Origin of the sequence: Micromonospora sp. NPDC092111, from assembly GCF_044755745.1 — a bacterium.
Taxonomy (GTDB): domain Bacteria; phylum Actinomycetota; class Actinomycetes; order Mycobacteriales; family Micromonosporaceae; genus Micromonospora.
On the sequence record NZ_JBIVRQ010000001.1, the window covers coordinates 786457 to 804771 of the forward strand.

At 71.9% G+C, this 18315-nt stretch carries 14 protein-coding genes; 12 read left to right on the plus strand and 2 right to left on the minus strand.

The window, feature by feature from the left end; translation table 11 throughout:
* Positions 1-164 precede the first annotated feature (164 nt).
* Positions 165-1241 (minus strand): LacI family DNA-binding transcriptional regulator, encoded by a 1077-nt coding sequence (locus tag ACIQG9_RS03260; protein WP_400397966.1) that lies wholly within the window; start codon positions 1239-1241, stop codon positions 165-167.
* Between the two features lie 198 nt (positions 1242-1439).
* Between ACIQG9_RS03260 and ACIQG9_RS03265 the strand changes: the two genes are divergently transcribed.
* The 12 genes from ACIQG9_RS03265 (at position 1440) to ACIQG9_RS03320 (ending at position 17282) form a co-directional block, all read left to right on the plus strand.
* Positions 1440-2693, plus strand: coding sequence for an extracellular solute-binding protein (locus ACIQG9_RS03265; protein ID WP_400397967.1), 1254 nt, complete (start codon positions 1440-1442; stop codon positions 2691-2693).
* On the plus strand, positions 2693-4333 hold the full coding sequence (locus tag ACIQG9_RS03270; RefSeq protein WP_400397969.1) for an ABC transporter permease subunit: 1641 nt from the start codon (positions 2693-2695) through the stop codon (positions 4331-4333). Before ACIQG9_RS03265 ends, ACIQG9_RS03270 begins: the two co-directional genes overlap by 1 nt.
* On the plus strand, positions 4330-5229 hold the full coding sequence (locus tag ACIQG9_RS03275; RefSeq protein WP_400397971.1) for a sugar ABC transporter permease: 900 nt from the start codon (positions 4330-4332) through the stop codon (positions 5227-5229). The genes ACIQG9_RS03270 and ACIQG9_RS03275 overlap by 4 nt, the downstream gene beginning before the upstream one ends.
* Positions 5230-5447: 218 nt before the next feature.
* Entirely contained in the window at positions 5448-7268 is a 1821-nt protein-coding gene (locus ACIQG9_RS03280; protein WP_400397973.1) for a glycoside hydrolase family 13 protein, read from the plus strand.
* A 781-nt stretch (positions 7269-8049) separates the two neighbouring features.
* Positions 8050-8391: a hypothetical protein gene (locus tag ACIQG9_RS03285; protein ID WP_400397975.1), complete on the plus strand. Its 342-nt coding sequence runs from the start codon at positions 8050-8052 to the stop codon at positions 8389-8391.
* A gap of 276 nt (positions 8392-8667) precedes the next feature.
* On the plus strand, positions 8668-9738 hold the full coding sequence (locus tag ACIQG9_RS03290; RefSeq protein WP_400398775.1) for a BMP family protein: 1071 nt from the start codon (positions 8668-8670) through the stop codon (positions 9736-9738).
* Positions 9739-10002: 264 nt separating this feature from the next.
* Positions 10003-11574 carry an ABC transporter ATP-binding protein gene (locus ACIQG9_RS03295; RefSeq protein ID WP_400398776.1) on the plus strand — a complete coding sequence of 524 codons (1572 nt, stop codon included), beginning with the start codon at positions 10003-10005 and terminating at the stop codon, positions 11572-11574.
* Positions 11571-12896 (plus strand): ABC transporter permease, encoded by a 1326-nt coding sequence (locus ACIQG9_RS03300; protein WP_400397977.1) that lies wholly within the window; start codon positions 11571-11573, stop codon positions 12894-12896. Before ACIQG9_RS03295 ends, ACIQG9_RS03300 begins: the two co-directional genes overlap by 4 nt.
* Positions 12897-12899: 3 nt before the next feature.
* On the plus strand, positions 12900-14180 hold the full coding sequence (locus ACIQG9_RS03305; RefSeq protein ID WP_400397979.1) for an ABC transporter permease: 1281 nt from the start codon (positions 12900-12902) through the stop codon (positions 14178-14180).
* 237 nt (positions 14181-14417) lie between these two features.
* Positions 14418-15125, plus strand: coding sequence for a cytidine deaminase (locus ACIQG9_RS03310; protein WP_400397981.1), 708 nt, complete (start codon positions 14418-14420; stop codon positions 15123-15125).
* 60 nt (positions 15126-15185) lie between these two features.
* Complete coding sequence (locus tag ACIQG9_RS03315; protein ID WP_400397983.1) at positions 15186-16466, plus strand: thymidine phosphorylase; 1281 nt, start codon at positions 15186-15188, stop codon at positions 16464-16466.
* 135 nt (positions 16467-16601) lie between these two features.
* On the plus strand, positions 16602-17282 hold the full coding sequence (locus ACIQG9_RS03320) for a DUF4272 domain-containing protein (RefSeq protein ID WP_400397985.1): 681 nt from the start codon (positions 16602-16604) through the stop codon (positions 17280-17282).
* A gap of 1 nt (position 17283) precedes the next feature.
* Here the strand turns inward: ACIQG9_RS03320 and ACIQG9_RS03325 are convergent, their stop codons facing one another.
* Entirely contained in the window at positions 17284-18126 is an 843-nt protein-coding gene (locus tag ACIQG9_RS03325) for a putative RNA methyltransferase (protein ID WP_400398777.1), read from the minus strand.
* Positions 18127-18315 lie beyond the last annotated feature (189 nt).

The following is an 18315-nucleotide window of genomic DNA, read 5'->3' on the forward strand; positions in this document are numbered from 1 at the left end:
CCCGCGCTGGTGGGTGACGGACGCGGGTGCTGAGAGAATGCCGGCCGGATGCTGCAAGAGTCAAGCATTCCTTGCGCAAGAAATGACGTCCGTCACGCCCGGCCAGGACCGGGCCACCTCAGCCGCTGTCCCACCTTTCGGAACGCGGAGCGGCCGGGCGGGGGTCAGGCGGGTACCACGAGCGCGGGAGGTGCCGGGCGCTGCCGGCCGGTGCCACCCGCGCCGCCGGCCGGGCGGACGACCGCGGTCGAGCCACGGACCACCAGCTCCGGGCGGAACAGGTACTCCGAGTGCGGGGCGGCGTGCCCGTTGATCTCGTCGACCAGGGCCCGGACCGCGGCCACCGCCATCGCGGCCACCGGCTGCCGCATGGTGGTCAGCGGTGGGTCGGTGAAGGCCATCAGCGGCGAGTCGTCGTAGCCGACCACCGACAGGTCGCCGGGGACGGACATGGCGCGCTGCCGGGCGGCCCGGATCGCGCCCAGCGCCATCAGGTCGGAGCCGCAGACGATGCCGGTGACGCCGCGCTCGATCAGTCGCCCGGCGGCGGCCTCGCCGCCCTCGACGCCGAACAGGGAGAGTTCGGCGAGGGTGTCCAGCTCGCCGTCGGTCAGGCCCAGCCGGGCCATGGCGGCCCGGAAGCCGGCCACCCGACGCTGCACCGGGACGAACCGGTCCGGGCCGGTGATCAGGCCGATCCGCCGGTGCCCGAGCGCGACCAGGTGGGCCACGGCCAGCTCGGTGGCCTCCCGGTCGTCGCAGGAGACGAAGGGCGCCGCGATGCCGGGCGCGTACCCGTTGATCATGACGACCGGGAGCGGCCGGGCGATCAGCGCGCGGTACCGGTCGTGGTTGGCGGCGGTGTCGGCGTGCAGGCCGGAGACGAAGACGATGCCGGAGACCTGCCGGTCCAGCAGCATCTCCACGTACTCGTCCTCGGTGACGCCGCCCGGGGTCTGGGTGCAGAGCACCGGGGTGAACCCGCTCTGCGCCAGGGTCGACTCGATCACCTGGGCGAACGCGGGGAAGATGGGGTTCTCCAGCTCCGGGACGACCAGCCCGACGAGCCCGGCGCTGCGCTTGCGCAGCCGGGCGGGGCGCTCGTAGCCGAGCACATCGAGGGCGGTCAGTACGGCCTGCCGGGTCTCGGGGGCCACTCCGGGGCGGTCGTTGAGCACCCGCGACACCGTGGCCTCGCTGACTTCGGCCTGTTGGGCGATGTCGGACAGTCGAGCGCGCATGGCGGCACTTTAGCTCAAGGGCAAGTTCTTGCGTACACTCCTGCAAGCCCTTCCATTATCTGCAACCTCTTGCTAACGTCCCGGCAACATGCGAGAGCAGCGGCGCGGCGTTCCCAGCGCCGGTTGGCAAGACCTTTCAGAGGTTTCCACGGCGGGCCGCCCTTCCCCCGGCGGGCCGCCATGACGACAGGAGTACCGATGCGCATCCGTACCGCGGGTGTGGTCGCCGTTCTCGGCCTGGCGCTCGCCGCCTCGGGCTGCGGCAGCGACAACAGCAACGACGAGCCGGCCGCCAAGGCAACCCCCCAGGCCGCGGGCGGCAAGCTCGTCATCTGGGCGGACGACAAGCGGACCGCGGCGCTCAAGCCCTTCGCCGAGAAGTTCGGGCAGGAGAACGGGGTCACCGTCGAGGTGCAGGCCGTCTCCAAGGACCTGCAGACCAACTTCGTCACCGCCTCCCAGCAGGGCAGCGGCCCGGACGTCGTGGTCGGCGCGCACGACTGGATCGGCAACCTGGTGCAGAACGGCGCCATCGACCCGGTGCAGCTCCCCGCCGAGCAGAAGAGCGGCTTCAACGACACCGCGATCAAGGCGGTGACCTTCAACGGCCAGCTCTACGGCATCCCCTACGCCACCGAGAACGTCGCGCTGATCCGCAACACCGAGCTGGCCCCCGAGGCGCCGAAGACGATCGAGGAGCTGGTCGCCACCGGCAAGCGGCTCAAGGCCGAGAAGAAGGCCAGCGAGATCCTCTGCCTCCAGTCCGGCCAGAACGGCGACGCGTACCACATCTACCCGCTGTACACCTCGGCCGGCGGCTACCTCTTCGGCACCGCCGCCAACGGCGACTACGACCCGAAGGACCTCGGCGTGGGCAAGCCGGAGTCGATCGAGGCGTTCAAGAAGATCGGCAAGCTCGGTGAGAAGGGCGAGGGTGCGCTGAAGCGCTCCATCACCGGCGAGAACTCGATCGCCACCTTCACCGGCAAGAAGTGCGCCTTCCTGGTCTCCGGCCCGTGGGCGATCGCCGACGCCAAGAAGGCCAACATCTCCTACGACATCTCCCCGGTCCCCGGCTTCGCCGGCGGCAAGGAGGCCCAGCCGTTCGTGGGCGTCCAGGCGTTCTACGTCGCCGCCAAGGGCAAGAACAAGGCCCTGGCCCAGGAGTTCGTCACCAACTACGTGACCAAGCCGGAGCTGGCCGTGGCGCTGTACAGCGCCGAGCCGCGCCCGCCGGCGCTGACCGCCGCGTTCGACCAGGTCAAGGGCAGCGACCCGGACCTGGCCAAGTTCTCCGAGGCCGGCAAGAACGGCCAGGTGCTCCCGGCGATCCCGGCCATGGCCGCGATCTGGGACCCGTTCGGCAAGGCCGAGGCCGCCATCATCGGTGGCGCCGACCCGGCCCAGACCGTCACCGCCGCCGGCAAGACGATCTCCGGCCAGATCAAGTAATGAGCGCGTCGCTGTCCGGCCCGGGGTCTGCCCAGCAGGCCCCGGGCCGGGGGCCCGTCCGCTCCGGGCTCCCGGGCACGTCCCGTACCGCGCGGAACCACGCGCCGATCACCGCGACCGGCCTCGTCGTCAAGGTGGTCCTGCTCGGCCTGGTGGCCGGGATCGCGATCTGGGCGGCCTTCCCGCTCATCGACGCCAAGCTCTGGACCGGACTGGCCATCCTGGCGGTCACCACCGCCGGCCTGTTCTACCTGTACCTCACCCGCCGGCACATCCCGGCCAAGTACCTGGTGCCGGGAACACTCTTCCTGATCGCCTTCCAGGTCTTCCCGGTGCTCTACACCGCGAGCACCGCCTTCACGAACTTCGGCGACGGACACCGCGGCGCCAAGGACGACGCGATCGTCGCCATCCAGAGCTCCTCGGTGAAGCAGGTCCCCGGCTCCACCGAGTACGCCCTGTCCATCGCCACCCAGGGCGACCCGGCCACCGGGCCGCTGGTCTTCCTGGTCACCGACCCGGCAACCGGCACGGTCTCCGCCGGTGACGCCGGCGGGCTGCGCCCGCTCGACGCCGCCGACGTCACCGCCGCGCCCGGTGGCAAGGTCACCGCCGCCCGGGGCTACACCGTGCTGAACTTCGGCCAGGCCAGTCTCCGGAGCCAGGAGATCACCGACCTGGTGGTGCCCACCCCGGGCGGTGCGCTGCGCTCCAACGGCCTGTCCCGCGCCTACGAGGGCAAGGCCATCCGGGCGTACGACCGATCGTGCGACTGCGTCAAGGACAGCGAGACCGGCCGGACCTGGACGGCCGACGAGGCGGTGGGCTCCTTCGTCGCCGCCGACGGCGAGCGGCTCACCCAGGGCTGGAAGGTCACCGTCGGGCTGAAGAACTTCAGCCACGTGCTCACCGACCCGAACATCTCGGGTCCGTTCTTCGGCACCCTGCTGTGGAACTTCGCCTTCGCGATCGGCTCGACCGGCCTCACCTTCCTGCTCGGCATGGGCATCGCGCTGGCGCTGCACTCGCCGAGGATGAGGGGCACCAACCTCTACCGGGTGCTGCTGATCCTGCCGTACGCCATGCCGTCGTTCGCGATGCTGCTGATCTGGCGGGACATGTTCAACACCGACTTCGGCCTGATCAACAACCTGTTCGGCTTCGGCGTCGACTGGTTCGGCCAGCCCTGGTCCGCCCGGCTCGCGGTGCTGCTGGTGCAGCTCTGGCTGGGCTACCCGTACATGTTCCTGGTGGCCACCGGCGCACTCCAGGCCATCCCCCGGGAGCTGACCGAGGCCAGCTCGGTCGACGGCGCGTCGCCCTTCCAGTCGTTCCGGTCGGTCACCCTGCCGCTGCTGCTGGTCGCGCTCTCGCCACTGCTGATCGCGTCGTTCGCGTACAACTTCAACAACATCAACGCGATCTGGCTGACCACCGAGGGCGGGCCCTTCCCGGCGGACAACCCGACCAACGGGGCCACCGACCTGCTGATCACCTACACCTACCGGCTCGCCTTCGGTGCCCAGGGCGCAGAGTTCGGCCTGGCCGCCGCAGTGTCGATCTTCATCTTCGCGATCGTGGCCACGGTCTCGGCGATCAGCTTCCGGCGGACCCGCCAGCAGGAGGAGGTCTACTCGTGACGACCCACGCGGCAGCTCCGGTGGCCAACCGCAACGTCACCGGCAGACGGAAGAACCGCTGGTTCGCCCAGGTCGGGTGGCGGCACGTGGTCGGGGTGCTCGCGGTGGCGTTCAGCCTCTTCCCGATCCTGTTCGTGCTCTCGGCGGCGGTCAACCCGCTCGGCACCCTCTCCTCGACCGAACTGGTGCCGACCGGGGCGTCGCTGGAGAACTTCACCAACCTGTTCGACCGGACGGCGTTCGGCCACTGGTTCCTCAACTCGCTGCTCATCGCGGGCGGGGCGAGCTTCGTGTCGATCTTCCTGTCCTCGCTGGCGGCGTACGCGTTCTCCCGGCTGCGGTTCGCCGGCCGCCGGTTCGGGCTGCTGACCCTGCTGCTGATCCAGATGTTCCCGCAGTTCCTGGCGATCGTGGCGATCTTCCTGATCTTCACCACGGTCACCGACCTGTGGCCGGCGATCGGCTTCAACACCCCGTGGGGTCTGTTCCTGCTCTACATGGGTGGCGCGCTGGGCATGAACACCTGGCTGATGAAGGGGTTCTTCGATACCCTGCCGCGCGAGCTGGACGAGTCGGCGACCATGGACGGCGCCAGCCACGCCCAGGTCTTCTTCCGGATCATGCTGCCGCTGGTGGCCCCGATCCTGGCGGTGACCGCGCTGCTGTCGTTCATCGGCACGATCAACGAGTTCATGATCGCCAACGTGTTCCTCACCAACACCGAGTCGAAGACCCTCGCGGTCGGCATGTTCGGCCTGGTGGCCGGCGAGCGGAACAACAACTTCGGGATGTTCGCGGCGGGCACCCTGCTCACCGCCGTCCCCACCGTGCTGGTGTTCCAGCTACTCCAGCGCTACATCGTCTCCGGTCTGACCGCCGGAGCAGTCAAAGGATGAATCGGAGGGGTGGCCGCCGTCCGCGTCCCGCGGGCTGAGCGGTCCAGGTCCGTCCACACCGGACCCGGCCGGCAAACCCTCCACAGGTACGGCACGCTGCGGCAAGGGCGTCGGGTCGACGTACACCGGAGCAGTCACGGGCCGACCGCCGCGACCGGGAGACCGGTCGCGGCGGGAGCCCGCTCTCTCCCCGTCCGAGCGACCCGAAAGGTCCTGCCATGTCGCCGCAACCACACCACGACGGATCCGCCCTCTACGTACCCGAGCAGGAACCCGCCCTCGGGCAGACCGTGCCGGTCTTCGTCCGGGTGCCGGCCGGCGCCGACGTCCGCCAGGTGCACGTGCGCACCACCGGCGACGGCGAGCCGCACTTCGCCGAGGCCACCGTCGACCGCACCACCGACGGGGACGTCTGGTGGCGGGCCGACGTCGAGGTGCGCAACCCGGTCAGCAACTACCGGTTCATGCTCACCGGGGCGAAGGGCTACCGCTGGCTGAACGCCGCCGGGCCGGTCGACCACGACGTGCCGGACAACGGTGACTTCAAGCTGGTCAGCTACCCCCCGCCGCCGGCCTGGACCCGGGACGCCCTGATCTACCAGATCTTCCCCGACCGGTTCGCCCGCTCCGCCGCCGCCGACGGCCGGACCCCGCCGGACTGGGCCATCCCGTGCGACTGGGACACCCCGGTGATCGGGCGCGGCCCGGAGACGCCCCGCCAGTTCTACGGCGGTGACCTGGACGGCGTCACCGAGCGGCTGGACCACCTGGACCGGCTCGGCGTCAACACCCTCTACCTGACCCCGATCTTCCCGGCCCGCTCCAACCACCGGTACGACGCGGCCAGCTTCGACACCGTCGACCCGCTGCTCGGCGGGGACGCCGCGCTGGCCCGGCTCACCGACGCCGTCCGGGCCCGGGGCTGGCGGCTGCTCGGCGACATCACCAGCAACCACACCGGCGACGCCCACGAGTGGTTCACCAGCGCCGTCGCCGACCCGCGCGCGCCCGAGCGGGAGCTGTACTACTTCGACGAGGCCACCGGCGACTACGAGTCCTGGAACGGGGTGAAGTCGCTGCCGAAGCTCAACTGGGGCAGCGCTGAGCTGCGTCGCCGCTTCGCCACCGCGCCGGACTCCCTGCTGCGCCGCTGGCTGCGCCCGCCGTACGCCCTCGACGGCTGGCGGGTCGACGTGGCCAACATGACCGGCCGGCGCGGCGCGGACGCCTACACCCACGAGGTGGCGAGGCTGCTGCGCGAGGTGGTCGCGCAGACCCGGGCCGACGGGCTGGTGCTCGCCGAACACGGCCACGACCACACCGGTGACCTGGACCGGGACGGCTGGCACGGCACGATGAACTACGTCGGCTTCACCGACCCGGTCTGGTCCTGGTTGCGGCACGGCGACGAGCCGTTGCCGAACTTCCTCGGCACCCCGGGCGGCGTCCGACGGCGGGCCGCCGAGGCGGTGCTGACCACCATGAACACCTACCGCTCGCTGATCTCCTGGCGGTCGTACGCCCACTCGTGGCAACTGCTCGGCTCGCACGACTCGGCCCGGATCCGCACCGTCGTCGGGGACGCGGCCCGGCAGGAGGTGGCCGCCGGCCTGCTCGCCACCCTGCCGGGCACCCCGGTCGTCTTCGCCGGTGACGAGCTGGGACTGACCGGGACCAACGGCGAGGGTTCGCGTACCCCGATGCCGTGGCACCGGCCGGAGAGCTGGGACGGCGGCACCTTCGCCGCGTACCGGTCGCTGCTGGCGCTGCGCCGGAACACCCCGGCGCTGCGGCACGGCGGCCTGCGCTGGGTGCACGCGGACGCCGACACGCTGGTCTTCCTGCGCGAGTCGCCGACCGGCACGGTGCTGGTGCTGGCCCGCCGGGCGGCGGCCCCGCCGGTGCGGCTGGCCGGCCTGCCGGCCGGGCTGCCGGCGGGGGAGAACGTCTACGGTGGCGCCCCGGCCCTGCGCCCCGACGCCGACGGCGGGATCACCCTGCCCGGCGACGGCCCGACCTTCCAGGTCTGGCGGCTCTGACGGCCGTTCGTGCCGGTGGATCGCGCCGTGTCCCGGGACGGCTGCCGTCGCGGGGCACGGCCTGCGCCAGGCGAGGTCGCGCCCGAGGGCGCGGCATCCGGCGAGGTCGCGCCGAGCCCTGCGCGGGTTGGGGCCGCGCTGCGCGGGCCGAGGCCGCGTTGGGTGGGTTGAGGTCGCATTGGGGTGGGTTGAGGTCGTGCTGCGCGCGGGGGTCGTGCTGCGCGCGAGGGTCGCCCTGCGCGCGCGAGGGTCGCGCTGCGCGCGCCAAGATCGTGCTAAATCAGGGATGTAGTGGCCTTCTCGTGGCCGGGAGGCCACTACATCCTGGATCTAGCACGATCATGAAGGCCGGCCCCCGGGCCGGGGGCTGGCCGGCTCGGGGCCGCGTGGTGTGGTCCGGCGTCCTGGCCCGGATCCCCGGCGCGGGTGCGCCAGGACGTCGGCGGGTGGGCCACCAGGTATGGGTGTGCTGGGTATGGATGGTCTGGGTGTGGGCGGTCAGGGTGTGGGCCGCCGGGTTTGGGTAGGGCCGGGCCGGGCGGGCCGGGCCAGGGCGGGCCAGGGCCAGGGCAAGCCGGGCTGGGGCGAGCCAGGGCTGAGGCGAGCCGAGCCAGGCCGGGCGAGCTGGGCTGGGGGCGAGCTGGGCCCGGCAGCCCGGGCTGGAGGCGGGCCGGGCCGGGCTGGGGAGCGGGGGCGTCGTCGCGACCGGCGGAGATCACGGATTGAACTCAGCCGTCGGGCCAACTACTACAAAGTGTCGTTGATGAGGGAGGATGGCCGGGTGGAAGCTCTTCGGCTGGTACTTCTCTATGTCCATCTGATCGGGTTCGCGCTGCTGCTCGGTGGCGCGATCGCCCAGTACGTCAGCGGCCGGCTGCGGATCAACGCGGCCATGCTCTGGGGCGTCGTGATCCAGTTGGTGACCGGCGTCGGCCTCGCCGCGCCGTTGCGCGACGGCGACGAGCCGGCGCCCGCAAAACTTGTTACCAAGTTGGTGCTGGCCCTGCTGATCTTCGTCATGGTCTTCTTCTCCCGGAAACGGGAGCAGGTGAACCGCGGCCACTTCCTGGCGCTCATCGGGCTCACCCTGGTCAACGCCGCCGTGGCGGTCTTCTGGCGGTAGTCGTCCGGGGGGCGTCGGGCGGTCGCGTAAAGGGACGTTCGTGACACCCGGTGGGTCCACTACCAGCACTGTGAGTGATCTGCCCCACGCCAGGGTTACGCCGGGATAACAGGCGTTCAACAGTCGTGCACGATTGGCGGCCGGTGGGTGGGCGCGGGCGTACGCTCCCGTCCGTAACGTGGGATGCCGGCAGCACAGCGCTGGTCGGTCAAGGGCTGCCACCGCACGAGGCGCGGTGTGCAATGGGAAGGAGACGTCTTGCGCTCTGTGCGTGGGATGCGGATCGCCTCCGCCGTCGTGGCGGGTGGGCTCGTGCTGGGCGCCGCCGCGTGTGGTGAGGCCCCCAAGGACGACAACAACGCGGGTGGCAGCGGCGCCAAGAAGTACAGCGCCTGCATGGTGACCGACGTCGGCGGCATCGACGACAAGTCCTTCAACACCTCCGCCTGGAAGGGCCTGGAGGAGGCGAAGAAGGCCAACGACAACATCGACATCAAGTACGTCGCGTCGAAGGCCGAGGCGGACTACGAGGTCAACCTGACCGGGTACGTCAACCAGAAGTGCGACTTCATCCTGGCCGTCGGTGGCCTGATGTCGGACGCCACCAAGAAGATCGCTGCCGCGAACCCGAACCAGCAGTTCGGCATCGTGGACGCGAACCCGGGCGTGGCGAACATCTACCCGATGCAGTTCGACACCGCCCAGGCCGCCTTCCAGGCCGGCTACCTGGCCGCCGGGATGAGCAAGAGCGGCAAGGTCGGCACCTACGGTGGCCTGCCGATCCCGCCGGTGACCATCTTCATGGACGGTTTCGCCGACGGCGTGGCCCACTACAACAAGGCCAAGAGCAAGAACGTCCAGGTGCTGGGCTGGGACAAGGCGACCCAGAAGGGTTCCTTCACCAACGACTTCGGCAAGCAGGACGAGGGCAAGAAGGTCTCCGACGCGCTGGTCGCCCAGGGCGCGGACATCGTCATGCCGGTCGCCGGCGGCGCCGGCCTCGGCACCACCGCCGCGGCCAAGGCCTCGGGCGGCAAGTACTCGGTCATCTGGGTCGACGTCGACGGCTGCGAGAGCACCCCGGACTGCGCGGCGCTGCTGACCACCGTGGTCAAGAACATCCCGGACGCCGTCAAGGAGGCCGTGCTCAAGGCCGCCGGTGGCGAGAAGCTCCAGGCCACGCCGGGCTTCGTCGGCAACCTGGCCAACAACGGCGTCTCGCTCGCCCCGTACCACGACTTCGACAGCAAGGTCCCGGCGGACCTCAAGGCCGAGGTCGACAAGATCAAGGCGGACATCGCCGCCGGCACCATCACGGTCACCTCGAAGGCCCAGCCGACCAAGTGACCGCCACCCCGGCCACCGCGATGGGATCATCGGCAGCGGAGGCCGGCGGGCACCAGGCATGACAGACCGGCCGCCTCGGCGTACGTGGGGAAGACCTGCGGGCGCCGGGGCGGCCGGTGCGCTCCATCCCCTCGGCCGACGTCACCCGGCGACCGGCTGACCAGCAGCTACGCTGCACCATCGCTCGCACTCCAGGAGGTTGCGCTGAGACTCGAACTGCGCGGCATCACCAAGCGGTTCGGTGATCTGGTCGCCAACGATCACATCGACCTGACGGTGGAGCCTGGAGAGATCCACGCCCTGCTCGGCGAGAACGGCGCCGGCAAGTCGACTCTGATGAACGTGCTCTACGGGCTCTACCAGCCCGACGAGGGCGAGATCCTGGTCGACGGCCAGCCGCTGAAGCTGAAGGGCCCTTCCGACGCGATCGCGGCCGGGATCGGCATGGTGCACCAGCACTTCATGCTGGTGCCGGTATTCACCGTCGCCGAGAACATCATGCTCGGGGCCGAGCAGGTCAAGGGCGGCATCGCCGGCTTCCTGGACCGCCGGCGGGCCCGCCGCGAGGTGGCCGAGGTCTCCGAGCGGTACAACCTGCGGGTCGACCCGGACGCGGTGATCGAGGACCTGCCGGTCGGCATCCAGCAGCGGGTGGAGATCGTCAAGGCGCTCACCCGCGACGTCGACCTGCTCATCCTGGACGAGCCGACCGCCGTGCTCACCCCGCAGGAGACCGAGGAACTGCTCACGGTCATGCGGTCGCTCAAGGCCGCCGGCAAGTCGATCGTCTTCATCACCCACAAGCTCGGCGAGGTCAAGGCCATCGCCGACCGGATCACCGTGATCCGGCGCGGGAAGACCGTCGGCACCGCCTCACCCGAGGCCAGCCGGGACGAGTTGGCCGCGCTGATGGTCGGCCGCAACGTCCGGCTGACCGTGGACAAGCAGCCCGCCACCCCGGGCAAGCCGATCCTGGAGGTCGCCGGCCTGGTCGTCGACGACGACCGGCAGATCCGCGCGGTCGACGGCATCGACCTGACCGTGCACGCCGGTGAGGTGCTCGGCATCGCCGGGGTGCAGGGCAACGGGCAGACCGAGCTGATCGAGGCGATCATGGGGCTGCGGCCCACCCTCGCCGGCACGGTCACCCTGGACGGGCAGGCCGTGCACGGCTGGTCGACCAAGAAGGTGCTCCGCGCCGGGGTCGGCTACGTCCCCGAGGACCGCAGCGTCGACGGCCTGGTCAAGGAGTTCAGCGTCGCGGAGAACCTGGTCCTCGACATCTACGACCGGCCGCCGTTTGGCCGGGGCCTGGCGCTCCGGCCGGACGCGATCGCCAGGTCGGCGAAGGAGCGGATCGAGCAGTTCGACGTCCGTACCCCGTCGGCGGACGCCGCGGTGGGCACCCTCTCCGGCGGCAACCAGCAGAAGGTGATCGTGGCCCGGGAGCTGTCCCGGCCGCTGAAGCTCTTCATCGCCGCCCAGCCCACCCGGGGCGTCGACGTCGGCTCGATCGAGTTCATCCACAGCCGGGTGATCCGCGAGCGGGACGTCGGCACCGCCGTCATGGTCGTCTCCAGCGAACTGGACGAGGTGATCGGCCTCGCCGACCGGATCGCGGTGATGTACCGCGGCCGGATCATCGGCATCGTCGGCCCGGACACCCCGCGTGAGGAGATCGGCCTGCTGATGGCCGGCATCATCCCGGACGCGCCCGGCGACACCGCCGGGACCGCCCCGACCGGCGGCCCGGCCACCCCGGCCAAGGCCACCGACGGTACGACCGGCGGCGTGGCCCCGGCCCCCGAGAGCCCTGGCAACGAGGACGAGGCATGAGCAACCCCAACCCGGTGTCCGGCTCCCCGGACAAGGAGCCGGCGACCGAGGCGGAGCTGACCGCGGCCGGCAAGGCCGACCGTGGCGCCACCATGACCGCCCCGAAGCAGCCCGCGCCGGAGCCCCGGCCCACGCTGGGCCGGCTCTTCCTGGACAACCTCTGGGCCGCCAACACGGTCACCGTCACGGTGCTCGCGCTGGTCCTGGCGATGGTGGTCGGCGCGGTCCTGATCATCGTGTCGGACCCGGAGGTGCTGGCCACCTACAGCTACATCACCGCCCGCCCCGGCGACGCGCTCAACGCGAGCTGGACGGTGGTCAGCGAGGCGTACACGAACCTGTTCAAGGGGGCGATCTTCGACCCCGAGGCGACCGGCTTCACCGCCGCGCTGAGCCCGATCTCGGAGACGCTCACCTACACCGCGCCGCTGGTCTTCACCGGCCTGTCGGTGGCGCTCGCCTTCCGGGGCGGCCTGTTCAACATCGGTGCCCAGGGCCAGGCGACTATGGGCGTCATCCTGGCCGCCGTCGCCGGCTTCGCGTTGCCGCTGCCGCCGGTGGTGCACCTGGTCGTCGCGCTGATCGCCGGTGCGGCCGGCGGCGCGATCTGGGGCTTCGTCCCGGGCATCCTCAAGGCGCGGACCGGCGCGCACGAGGTGATCAACACGATCATGCTCAACTACGTCGCGGTCTACTTCCTCTCCTGGGTCATCATCCAGAACGGGGTGCAGAACCCGGACCGGGCGGACGCGATCAGCAAGCCGGTCGACTCCTCCGCCCAACTGCCCCGGCTGCTCGGCGACAACCTCCGGGTGCACGCCGGCATCCTGGTCGCGGTGCTGGCCACCTGGTTCATCGCCTGGCTGCTCAACCGGTCGACGCTCGGCTTCGAGCTGCGCGCCGTCGGCGCCAACCCGGACGCGGCCCGTACCGCGGGCATCAGCGTCACCAAGACGTACGTGCTGGTGATGGTGATCGCCGGTGTGCTCGCCGGACTGGGCGGCAGTCAGATGGTCCTCGGGTCCACCGCGACCGCGCTGACCCCGCTGGTCGTCGCGCAGATCGGCTTCGACGGCATCCTGGTGGCGCTGCTCGGCCGGGTGAAGCCGTGGGGGGTGCTGCTGGCCGCGCTGCTCTTCGGCGCGCTCCAGGCCGGCGGCAACCGGATGCAGTCGTACTCGGGGATCTCGCTGGAGCTGGTCACCGTGCTCCAGGCGCTGATCGTCATCTTCATCGCCGCGCCGGCCCTGGTGAAGGCGATCTTCCAGCTCCGGGCCGCCCGCGCCGCCCGGCTGCAGACGAGCCTCGCGAAGGGCTGGTGAGGCATGTCCACCACCGCTGTTCCCGACGTCGCCGTGGCCACGGTCGACGAGGGTTTCTGGACCCGGAACCGGAAGGCCGGCGCGGTCCTGCTGGCGCTGGGTGTGCTCGCGGCGGTGCTGTTCGGGGCGCTCGCCACCGGCCAGCAGGCCCGGTTCACGCTCAGCGAGACCGAGGGTGGCGCGGCACTGGAGATCAACGGCACGATCGGCGCGATCCTGTTCGGGATCGTCGCCGCCGCGGCCGGCGGCGCGCTGCTGGCCGGGGTGCCGAAGCGCTGGTTCACCCTGGTGCTCGGCGTCGGGCTGGTCGCCTTCGTGCTGAGCTTCCTGTGCTGGCAGGTCTCCGCCGCCCCCGAGGGCCGCAACTTCATGCCGATGGTCAACATCGTGCGGGGCACCTTCGTCCTGGCCCTGCCGCTGATCTTCGGCGCCCTGGCCGGCGTGCTCTGCGAGCGGTCCGGTGTGGTCAACGTCGCCATCGAGGGCCAGCTACTGATGGGGGCGTTCAGCGGCGCGCTCTTCGGCAGCCTCACCGGTAGCGTCTGGGTGGGCCTGGTGGCCGCCGCGATCGGCGGCGCGTTCATCTCGCTGCTGCTGGCGGTCTTCGCCATCCGCTACCTGGTCGACCAGGTCGTCATGGGGGTGGTGCTCAACCTGCTGGCGGTCGGCATCACCGGGTTCCTCTACGAGCGGCTGATGCAGACCGACGCGGCGAAGTACAACAGCGCGCCGCGCTTCTCCAACTGGGAGATCCCGCTGCTCTCCGACATCCCGCTGCTCGGTCCGGCGCTGTTCCGCAGCAACATCTTCCTCTACCTCGGCCTGCTGCTGGTGCTGGTCATCCACATCGCGCTGTTCCGTACCCGGTGGGGGCTGCGGACCCGCTCGGTGGGCGAGCACCCGACCGCGGCCGACACCCTCGGCGTCAAGGTGCTGGGCCTGCGCTACCGCAACGTGCTGCTGGCGGGCGTGGTGGCCGGCATCGGCGGGGCGTCCTACACGTTGGCGCTCTACAGCTTCACCAAGAACATGATCGGCGGTAAGGGCTTCATCGCCCTGGCCGCGCTGATCTTCGGCCGGTGGAGCCCGACCGGCGCGCTGCTCGCCGCGCTCTTCTTCGGCTTCGCCGACCAGCTCGCCACCTACCTCGGCGCGATCGGCAGCAGCATCCCCAGCCAGTTCCTGGCGATGCTGCCGTACCTGGCGACGATCCTGGCGGTGGCCGGTCTGGTCGGCCGGGTCCGGGCGCCGGCCGCCGACGGCAAGCCGTACATCAAGGGCTGAGTCCCGAGTTCGCACCGTGCCCGGTGGGGGAGACCCCCGCCGGGCACGGTGTCTTTCGGACGGCACCGTCTCCGCTCGGTGCCGAATCGGCTGATGCGCCGACGTCACCAGCTCCGGAGGATGCCGGCGGCACCGCCCGGTGCCGGGACGGCCGGCCCGGGCCCGGGCGGGTGTCGGCGCACACCCGGAGGGCACCCTTCGCGCGCCCCACCAGGGTGACGTGGGCAGAATGAAGGGATGACCGACATCGACTGGGAGCGGCTACGGGCCGCCGCCACCGAGGTGATGCGCCACGCGTACGTGCCGTACTCGAAGTTCCCGGTCGGCGCGGCCGCCCTGGTCGACGACGGCCGGGTGGTGGTCGGCTGCAACGTGGAGAACGCCGGTTACGGCGTCACCCTGTGCGCCGAGTGCGGCGTGGTCTCCTCGCTGCACGCCACCGGCGGTGGCCGGCTGGTCGCCATGTCCTGCGTCGACGCCACCGGCGAGCCGCTCATGCCGTGCGGCCGGTGCCGGCAGTTGCTGTGGGAGAACGGTGGCCCGGAGTGCCTGGTCGAGTCGAAGGCCGGCCCGCTGCGGATGGCGGAGCTGTTGCCGCACGCCTTCGACGTGGCCGACATCGAGGCGGTCGTCGGCGAGACCCCGGTACCGGTGGTGCCGGACCGGTTGGCCGCCTGGCGGGGCCGGGGCACCGTCTTCGTCCACCCGGACCTCGCCGCCGGCCAGCAGGTCTGGACGGCGTACTGGGAGCGGTCGGCCGGGGACGACGCGGGCGCGGAGACCGGGGTGCTGGAGGAGGCCCCGAGCTGGGACGGCCCGGCCGAGGCGATCGCCTGGGGCCTGGCCCGTACGCCCCGGGTGGTGGTGGTCGACGCCACCGGGACGATCTTCTGGGCCGGCGAGGGCGAGCCACCGATGGAGATTCCGGTCCGCTGGGCGGGTTGAGGTTCGGGCCCGCCAGCGGGTCGCACAGCGCAAGCACCAACAACACGAAGGAACTCAACGGTGAGTGCTTTTACGGCGGTCGACGTCATCCGGACCAAGCGGGACGGGGGCGTGCTGAGCGACGCCCAGATCGACTGGGTGGTCGACGCGTACACGGCGGGGCTGGTGGCCGACGAGCAGATGTCGGCGCTGGCCATGGCGATCCTGCTGCGCGGGATGACCGCGCCGGAGATCGCCCGGTGGACCGCCGCGATGATCGCCAGCGGCGAGCGGCTGGACCTCTCCCCGGTGGCCCGGCCGACCGTCGACAAGCACTCCACCGGCGGCGTCGGTGACAAGATCACCCTGCCGCTCACCCCGCTCGTCGCGGCGTGCGGGGGCGCGGTCCCGCAGCTCTCCGGCCGGGGCCTCGGGCACACCGGCGGCACCCTGGACAAGCTGGAGTCGATCCCCGGCTGGCGGGCCGCGCTGAGCAACGACGAGTTCATCGCCCAGCTCCGCGACGTCGGCGCGGTGATCTGCGCGGCCGGCGAGGGGCTCGCCCCGGCCGACCGCAAGCTGTACGCGCTGCGCGACGTCACCGGCACCGTGGAGGCGATCCCGCTGATCGCCAGCTCGATCATGAGCAAGAAGATCGCCGAGGGGACCGGGGCGCTGGTCCTCGACGTCAAGGTCGGCTCCGGCGCGTTCATGAAGAACGTCGACGACGCCCGTGAGCTGGCCCGGACCATGGTGGCGCTCGGCGGCGCGCACGGCGTGCGCACGGTCGCCCTGCTCACCGACATGTCCACCCCGCTCGGCCTGACCGTGGGCAACGCGGTCGAGGTGACCGAGTCGGTGGAGGTGCTGGCCGGCGGCGGCCCGGCCGACGTGGTGGAGCTGACCCTGGCCCTGGCCCGGGAGATGCTCGACGCCGCCGGGCTGCCGGACGCCGACCCGGCCGCCGCACTGCGCGACGGCCGGGCGATGGATGCCTGGCGCGCGATGATCCGCGCCCAGGGCGGCGACCCGGACGCCCCGATGCCGACCGCCAACGAGGTCGAGGTGGTGCGCGCCGAGACCGACGGCTTCGTCGAGTCGGTCGACGCGTACGCGATCGGGGTGGCCGCGTGGCGGCTCGGCGCCGGTCGGGCCCGCAAGGAGGACCCGGTCAGCGTCGCCGCCGGGGTGGTGCTGCACAAGCGCCCCGGTGACCCGGTGCGCGTCGGTGACCCGCTGTACGAGCTGCGCGCCGACCACGAGGCGCGGATCCCGGCGGCCCGGGCCGAGGCCGAGCGGGCGGTCCGGGTGGCGGCTGCCGCGCCGGTCACGTCGCCGCTGGTCATCGAGCGGATCGGCTGAACGGCCGAGCCCCGACGACCGGTCGGCCGATGGGGGTCGGCGGCCATGGTGCCGGCCCCCACGGACCGCTATCCTCCCTGGCCAGGGGGGACAGACCGGCGGTGACGCCGGCGTGAGCAGACAGGGAATCCGACCGTGCTGGTAGCCGCCCCCGATCCCCGGGAGGTACGCGAGGCGAGCCTCGACGAGCTGTCCCGCCTGCGTCTGCCCCTGCCTCCCGCGCAGTTCCCGCTGGTCTGGGAGCCGGGCGACGAGATCGAGCTGCGGCCCACCGGGGAGATCGAGGCGCGCATCGCGGTGCTGCACCTGATCCTGGCCCGGTGCTTCGGGATGCCGGCCCAGTCGGCGATGAGCTGGCTGCTGGAGGCCCACCTGGTCGACCTGGTCACCCCGCCGGAGTGGCAGTTCGTGATGGGCGGCAAGGGCGACCACCGGTCGTTCGTGCTGCACCACGACGCGCTCTTCTCGCTGTCCTGGGTGCTCGGCCTGACCAAGCAGCTCGACCCGACCGTCCCGGTGGACGAGCGGCTGGTGGAGCGGATGCCGCACCTGGCCGGCGGGGAGACCTTCGGCCAGTGGCGGGCCCGGATCCTGGCCGCCCCGCAACATCCGGCGGACGCCGCCGCCCTGCTCGACCTGCACTACTGCCTGGACTGGGCGTACCTGGAGGTGGAGAAGTCGGGCCGGCGGCTGCCCGGCCTGGTGGACGCGAACGCGATCGGCCAGCGCCGGTGGGCGTTGGAGTGGGCGGTGATGCTGCGCGGGCCGTACCACGACGAGCCGCCGGGCTGGGAAGAGGTCGACCTCTCCACCTGAGTCAGCGGGGCCGCCAGACGGTGAGCCGTACCGCCGCGGTCACGGTGACCGGCGCGGGCAGCGCGGCGATCGCGGCGGCGAGCCGCTCCGGGTCGGTGTGCCAGGCGCTGGGCCCCATCCCGACCAGGGTGGCGACCTCCGCCCGGTCGAGGGCGAGCCGGGCGGTGTACCCGGTCGCCCGTTCCTCGGTGAAGTGCCCGGCCAGGCTGTCGGCGACCCGGTCCGCCTTGGCCGGGTCGACCCGCAGCAGGTCGAGCGCGTCGACCAGTTCGCCGAGGTGCGCCTCGGTGGGGGTGACCACCAGCAGCGCCCCGGCCGGGTGGAGCACCCGGTGGAACTCCGCGCCGTTGCGCGGGGCGAAGACGTTGAGCAGCACGGCGGCCGAGTGGTCGGCCAGCGGCAGCCGCTGCCAGGTGTCGGCGAGGGCGGCGGCGGCCCGGGGGTGGGCCCGGGCGGCGCGGCGCAGCGCCGGCTTGGCGACGTCCAGGGCCAGGCCGACGGCGTCCGGCAGCGCCGCCAGCACCGCCGCGAGATGCCGGCCGGTACCCGCCCCGGCGTCCACCACCAGCGGGTACGCCCCGAAGCCCGGCTCCGCCAGCACGTCCGTCGCCGCGTCGGCCAGGGCGGCGGAGACGACGTCGTAGTGCCCGGCGGCCAGGAAGTCGGCGCGGGCGGCCACCATCGCGGCGGTGTCCCCGACGTGCGGGGCGCGGCCGGTGAGCAGGTTGACGTACCCCTGGCGGGCGACGTCGAAGCTGTGCCGGCGCGGGCAGCGCAGCGCGCGGGTGTCGGCGGCCTCGGCCAGCGGCTCGCCGCAGACCGGGCAGCGCAGCCGGTCCCGCACCCGGGGATGCGCCGTGGGCTGGTCGGACGGGTGCGCGGCGGTCACCGGGGCAGCCTACGGGAGTGGTCGCGATGGGCCGGGTCATGCCGACGGCGCGACCGGCAGGCCGGGGCACGGCCCGGTCGGCCGGGGCCTGGGCCACACGCCGGCTGGTCCGGTCCCGGTCCCGGCCGGGGCGTGACTAGGGTC

What these genes read in the sequence shown, in the direction of transcription:
- ACIQG9_RS03260 (WP_400397966.1), bottom strand. Translation starts at nt 1,241, where the DNA reads ATGCGCGCTCGACTGTCCGACATCGCCCAACAGGCCGAAGTCAGCGAG.
- ACIQG9_RS03265 (WP_400397967.1), top strand. Translation starts at nt 1,440, where the DNA reads ATGCGCATCCGTACCGCGGGTGTGGTCGCCGTTCTCGGCCTGGCGCTC.
- ACIQG9_RS03270 (WP_400397969.1), top strand. Translation starts at nt 2,693, where the DNA reads ATGAGCGCGTCGCTGTCCGGCCCGGGGTCTGCCCAGCAGGCCCCGGGC.
- ACIQG9_RS03280 (WP_400397973.1), top strand. Translation starts at nt 5,448, where the DNA reads ATGTCGCCGCAACCACACCACGACGGATCCGCCCTCTACGTACCCGAG.
- ACIQG9_RS03290 (WP_400398775.1), top strand. Translation starts at nt 8,668, where the DNA reads ATGCGGATCGCCTCCGCCGTCGTGGCGGGTGGGCTCGTGCTGGGCGCC.
- ACIQG9_RS03300 (WP_400397977.1), top strand. Translation starts at nt 11,571, where the DNA reads ATGAGCAACCCCAACCCGGTGTCCGGCTCCCCGGACAAGGAGCCGGCG.
- ACIQG9_RS03305 (WP_400397979.1), top strand. Translation starts at nt 12,900, where the DNA reads ATGTCCACCACCGCTGTTCCCGACGTCGCCGTGGCCACGGTCGACGAG.
- ACIQG9_RS03310 (WP_400397981.1), top strand. Translation starts at nt 14,418, where the DNA reads ATGACCGACATCGACTGGGAGCGGCTACGGGCCGCCGCCACCGAGGTG.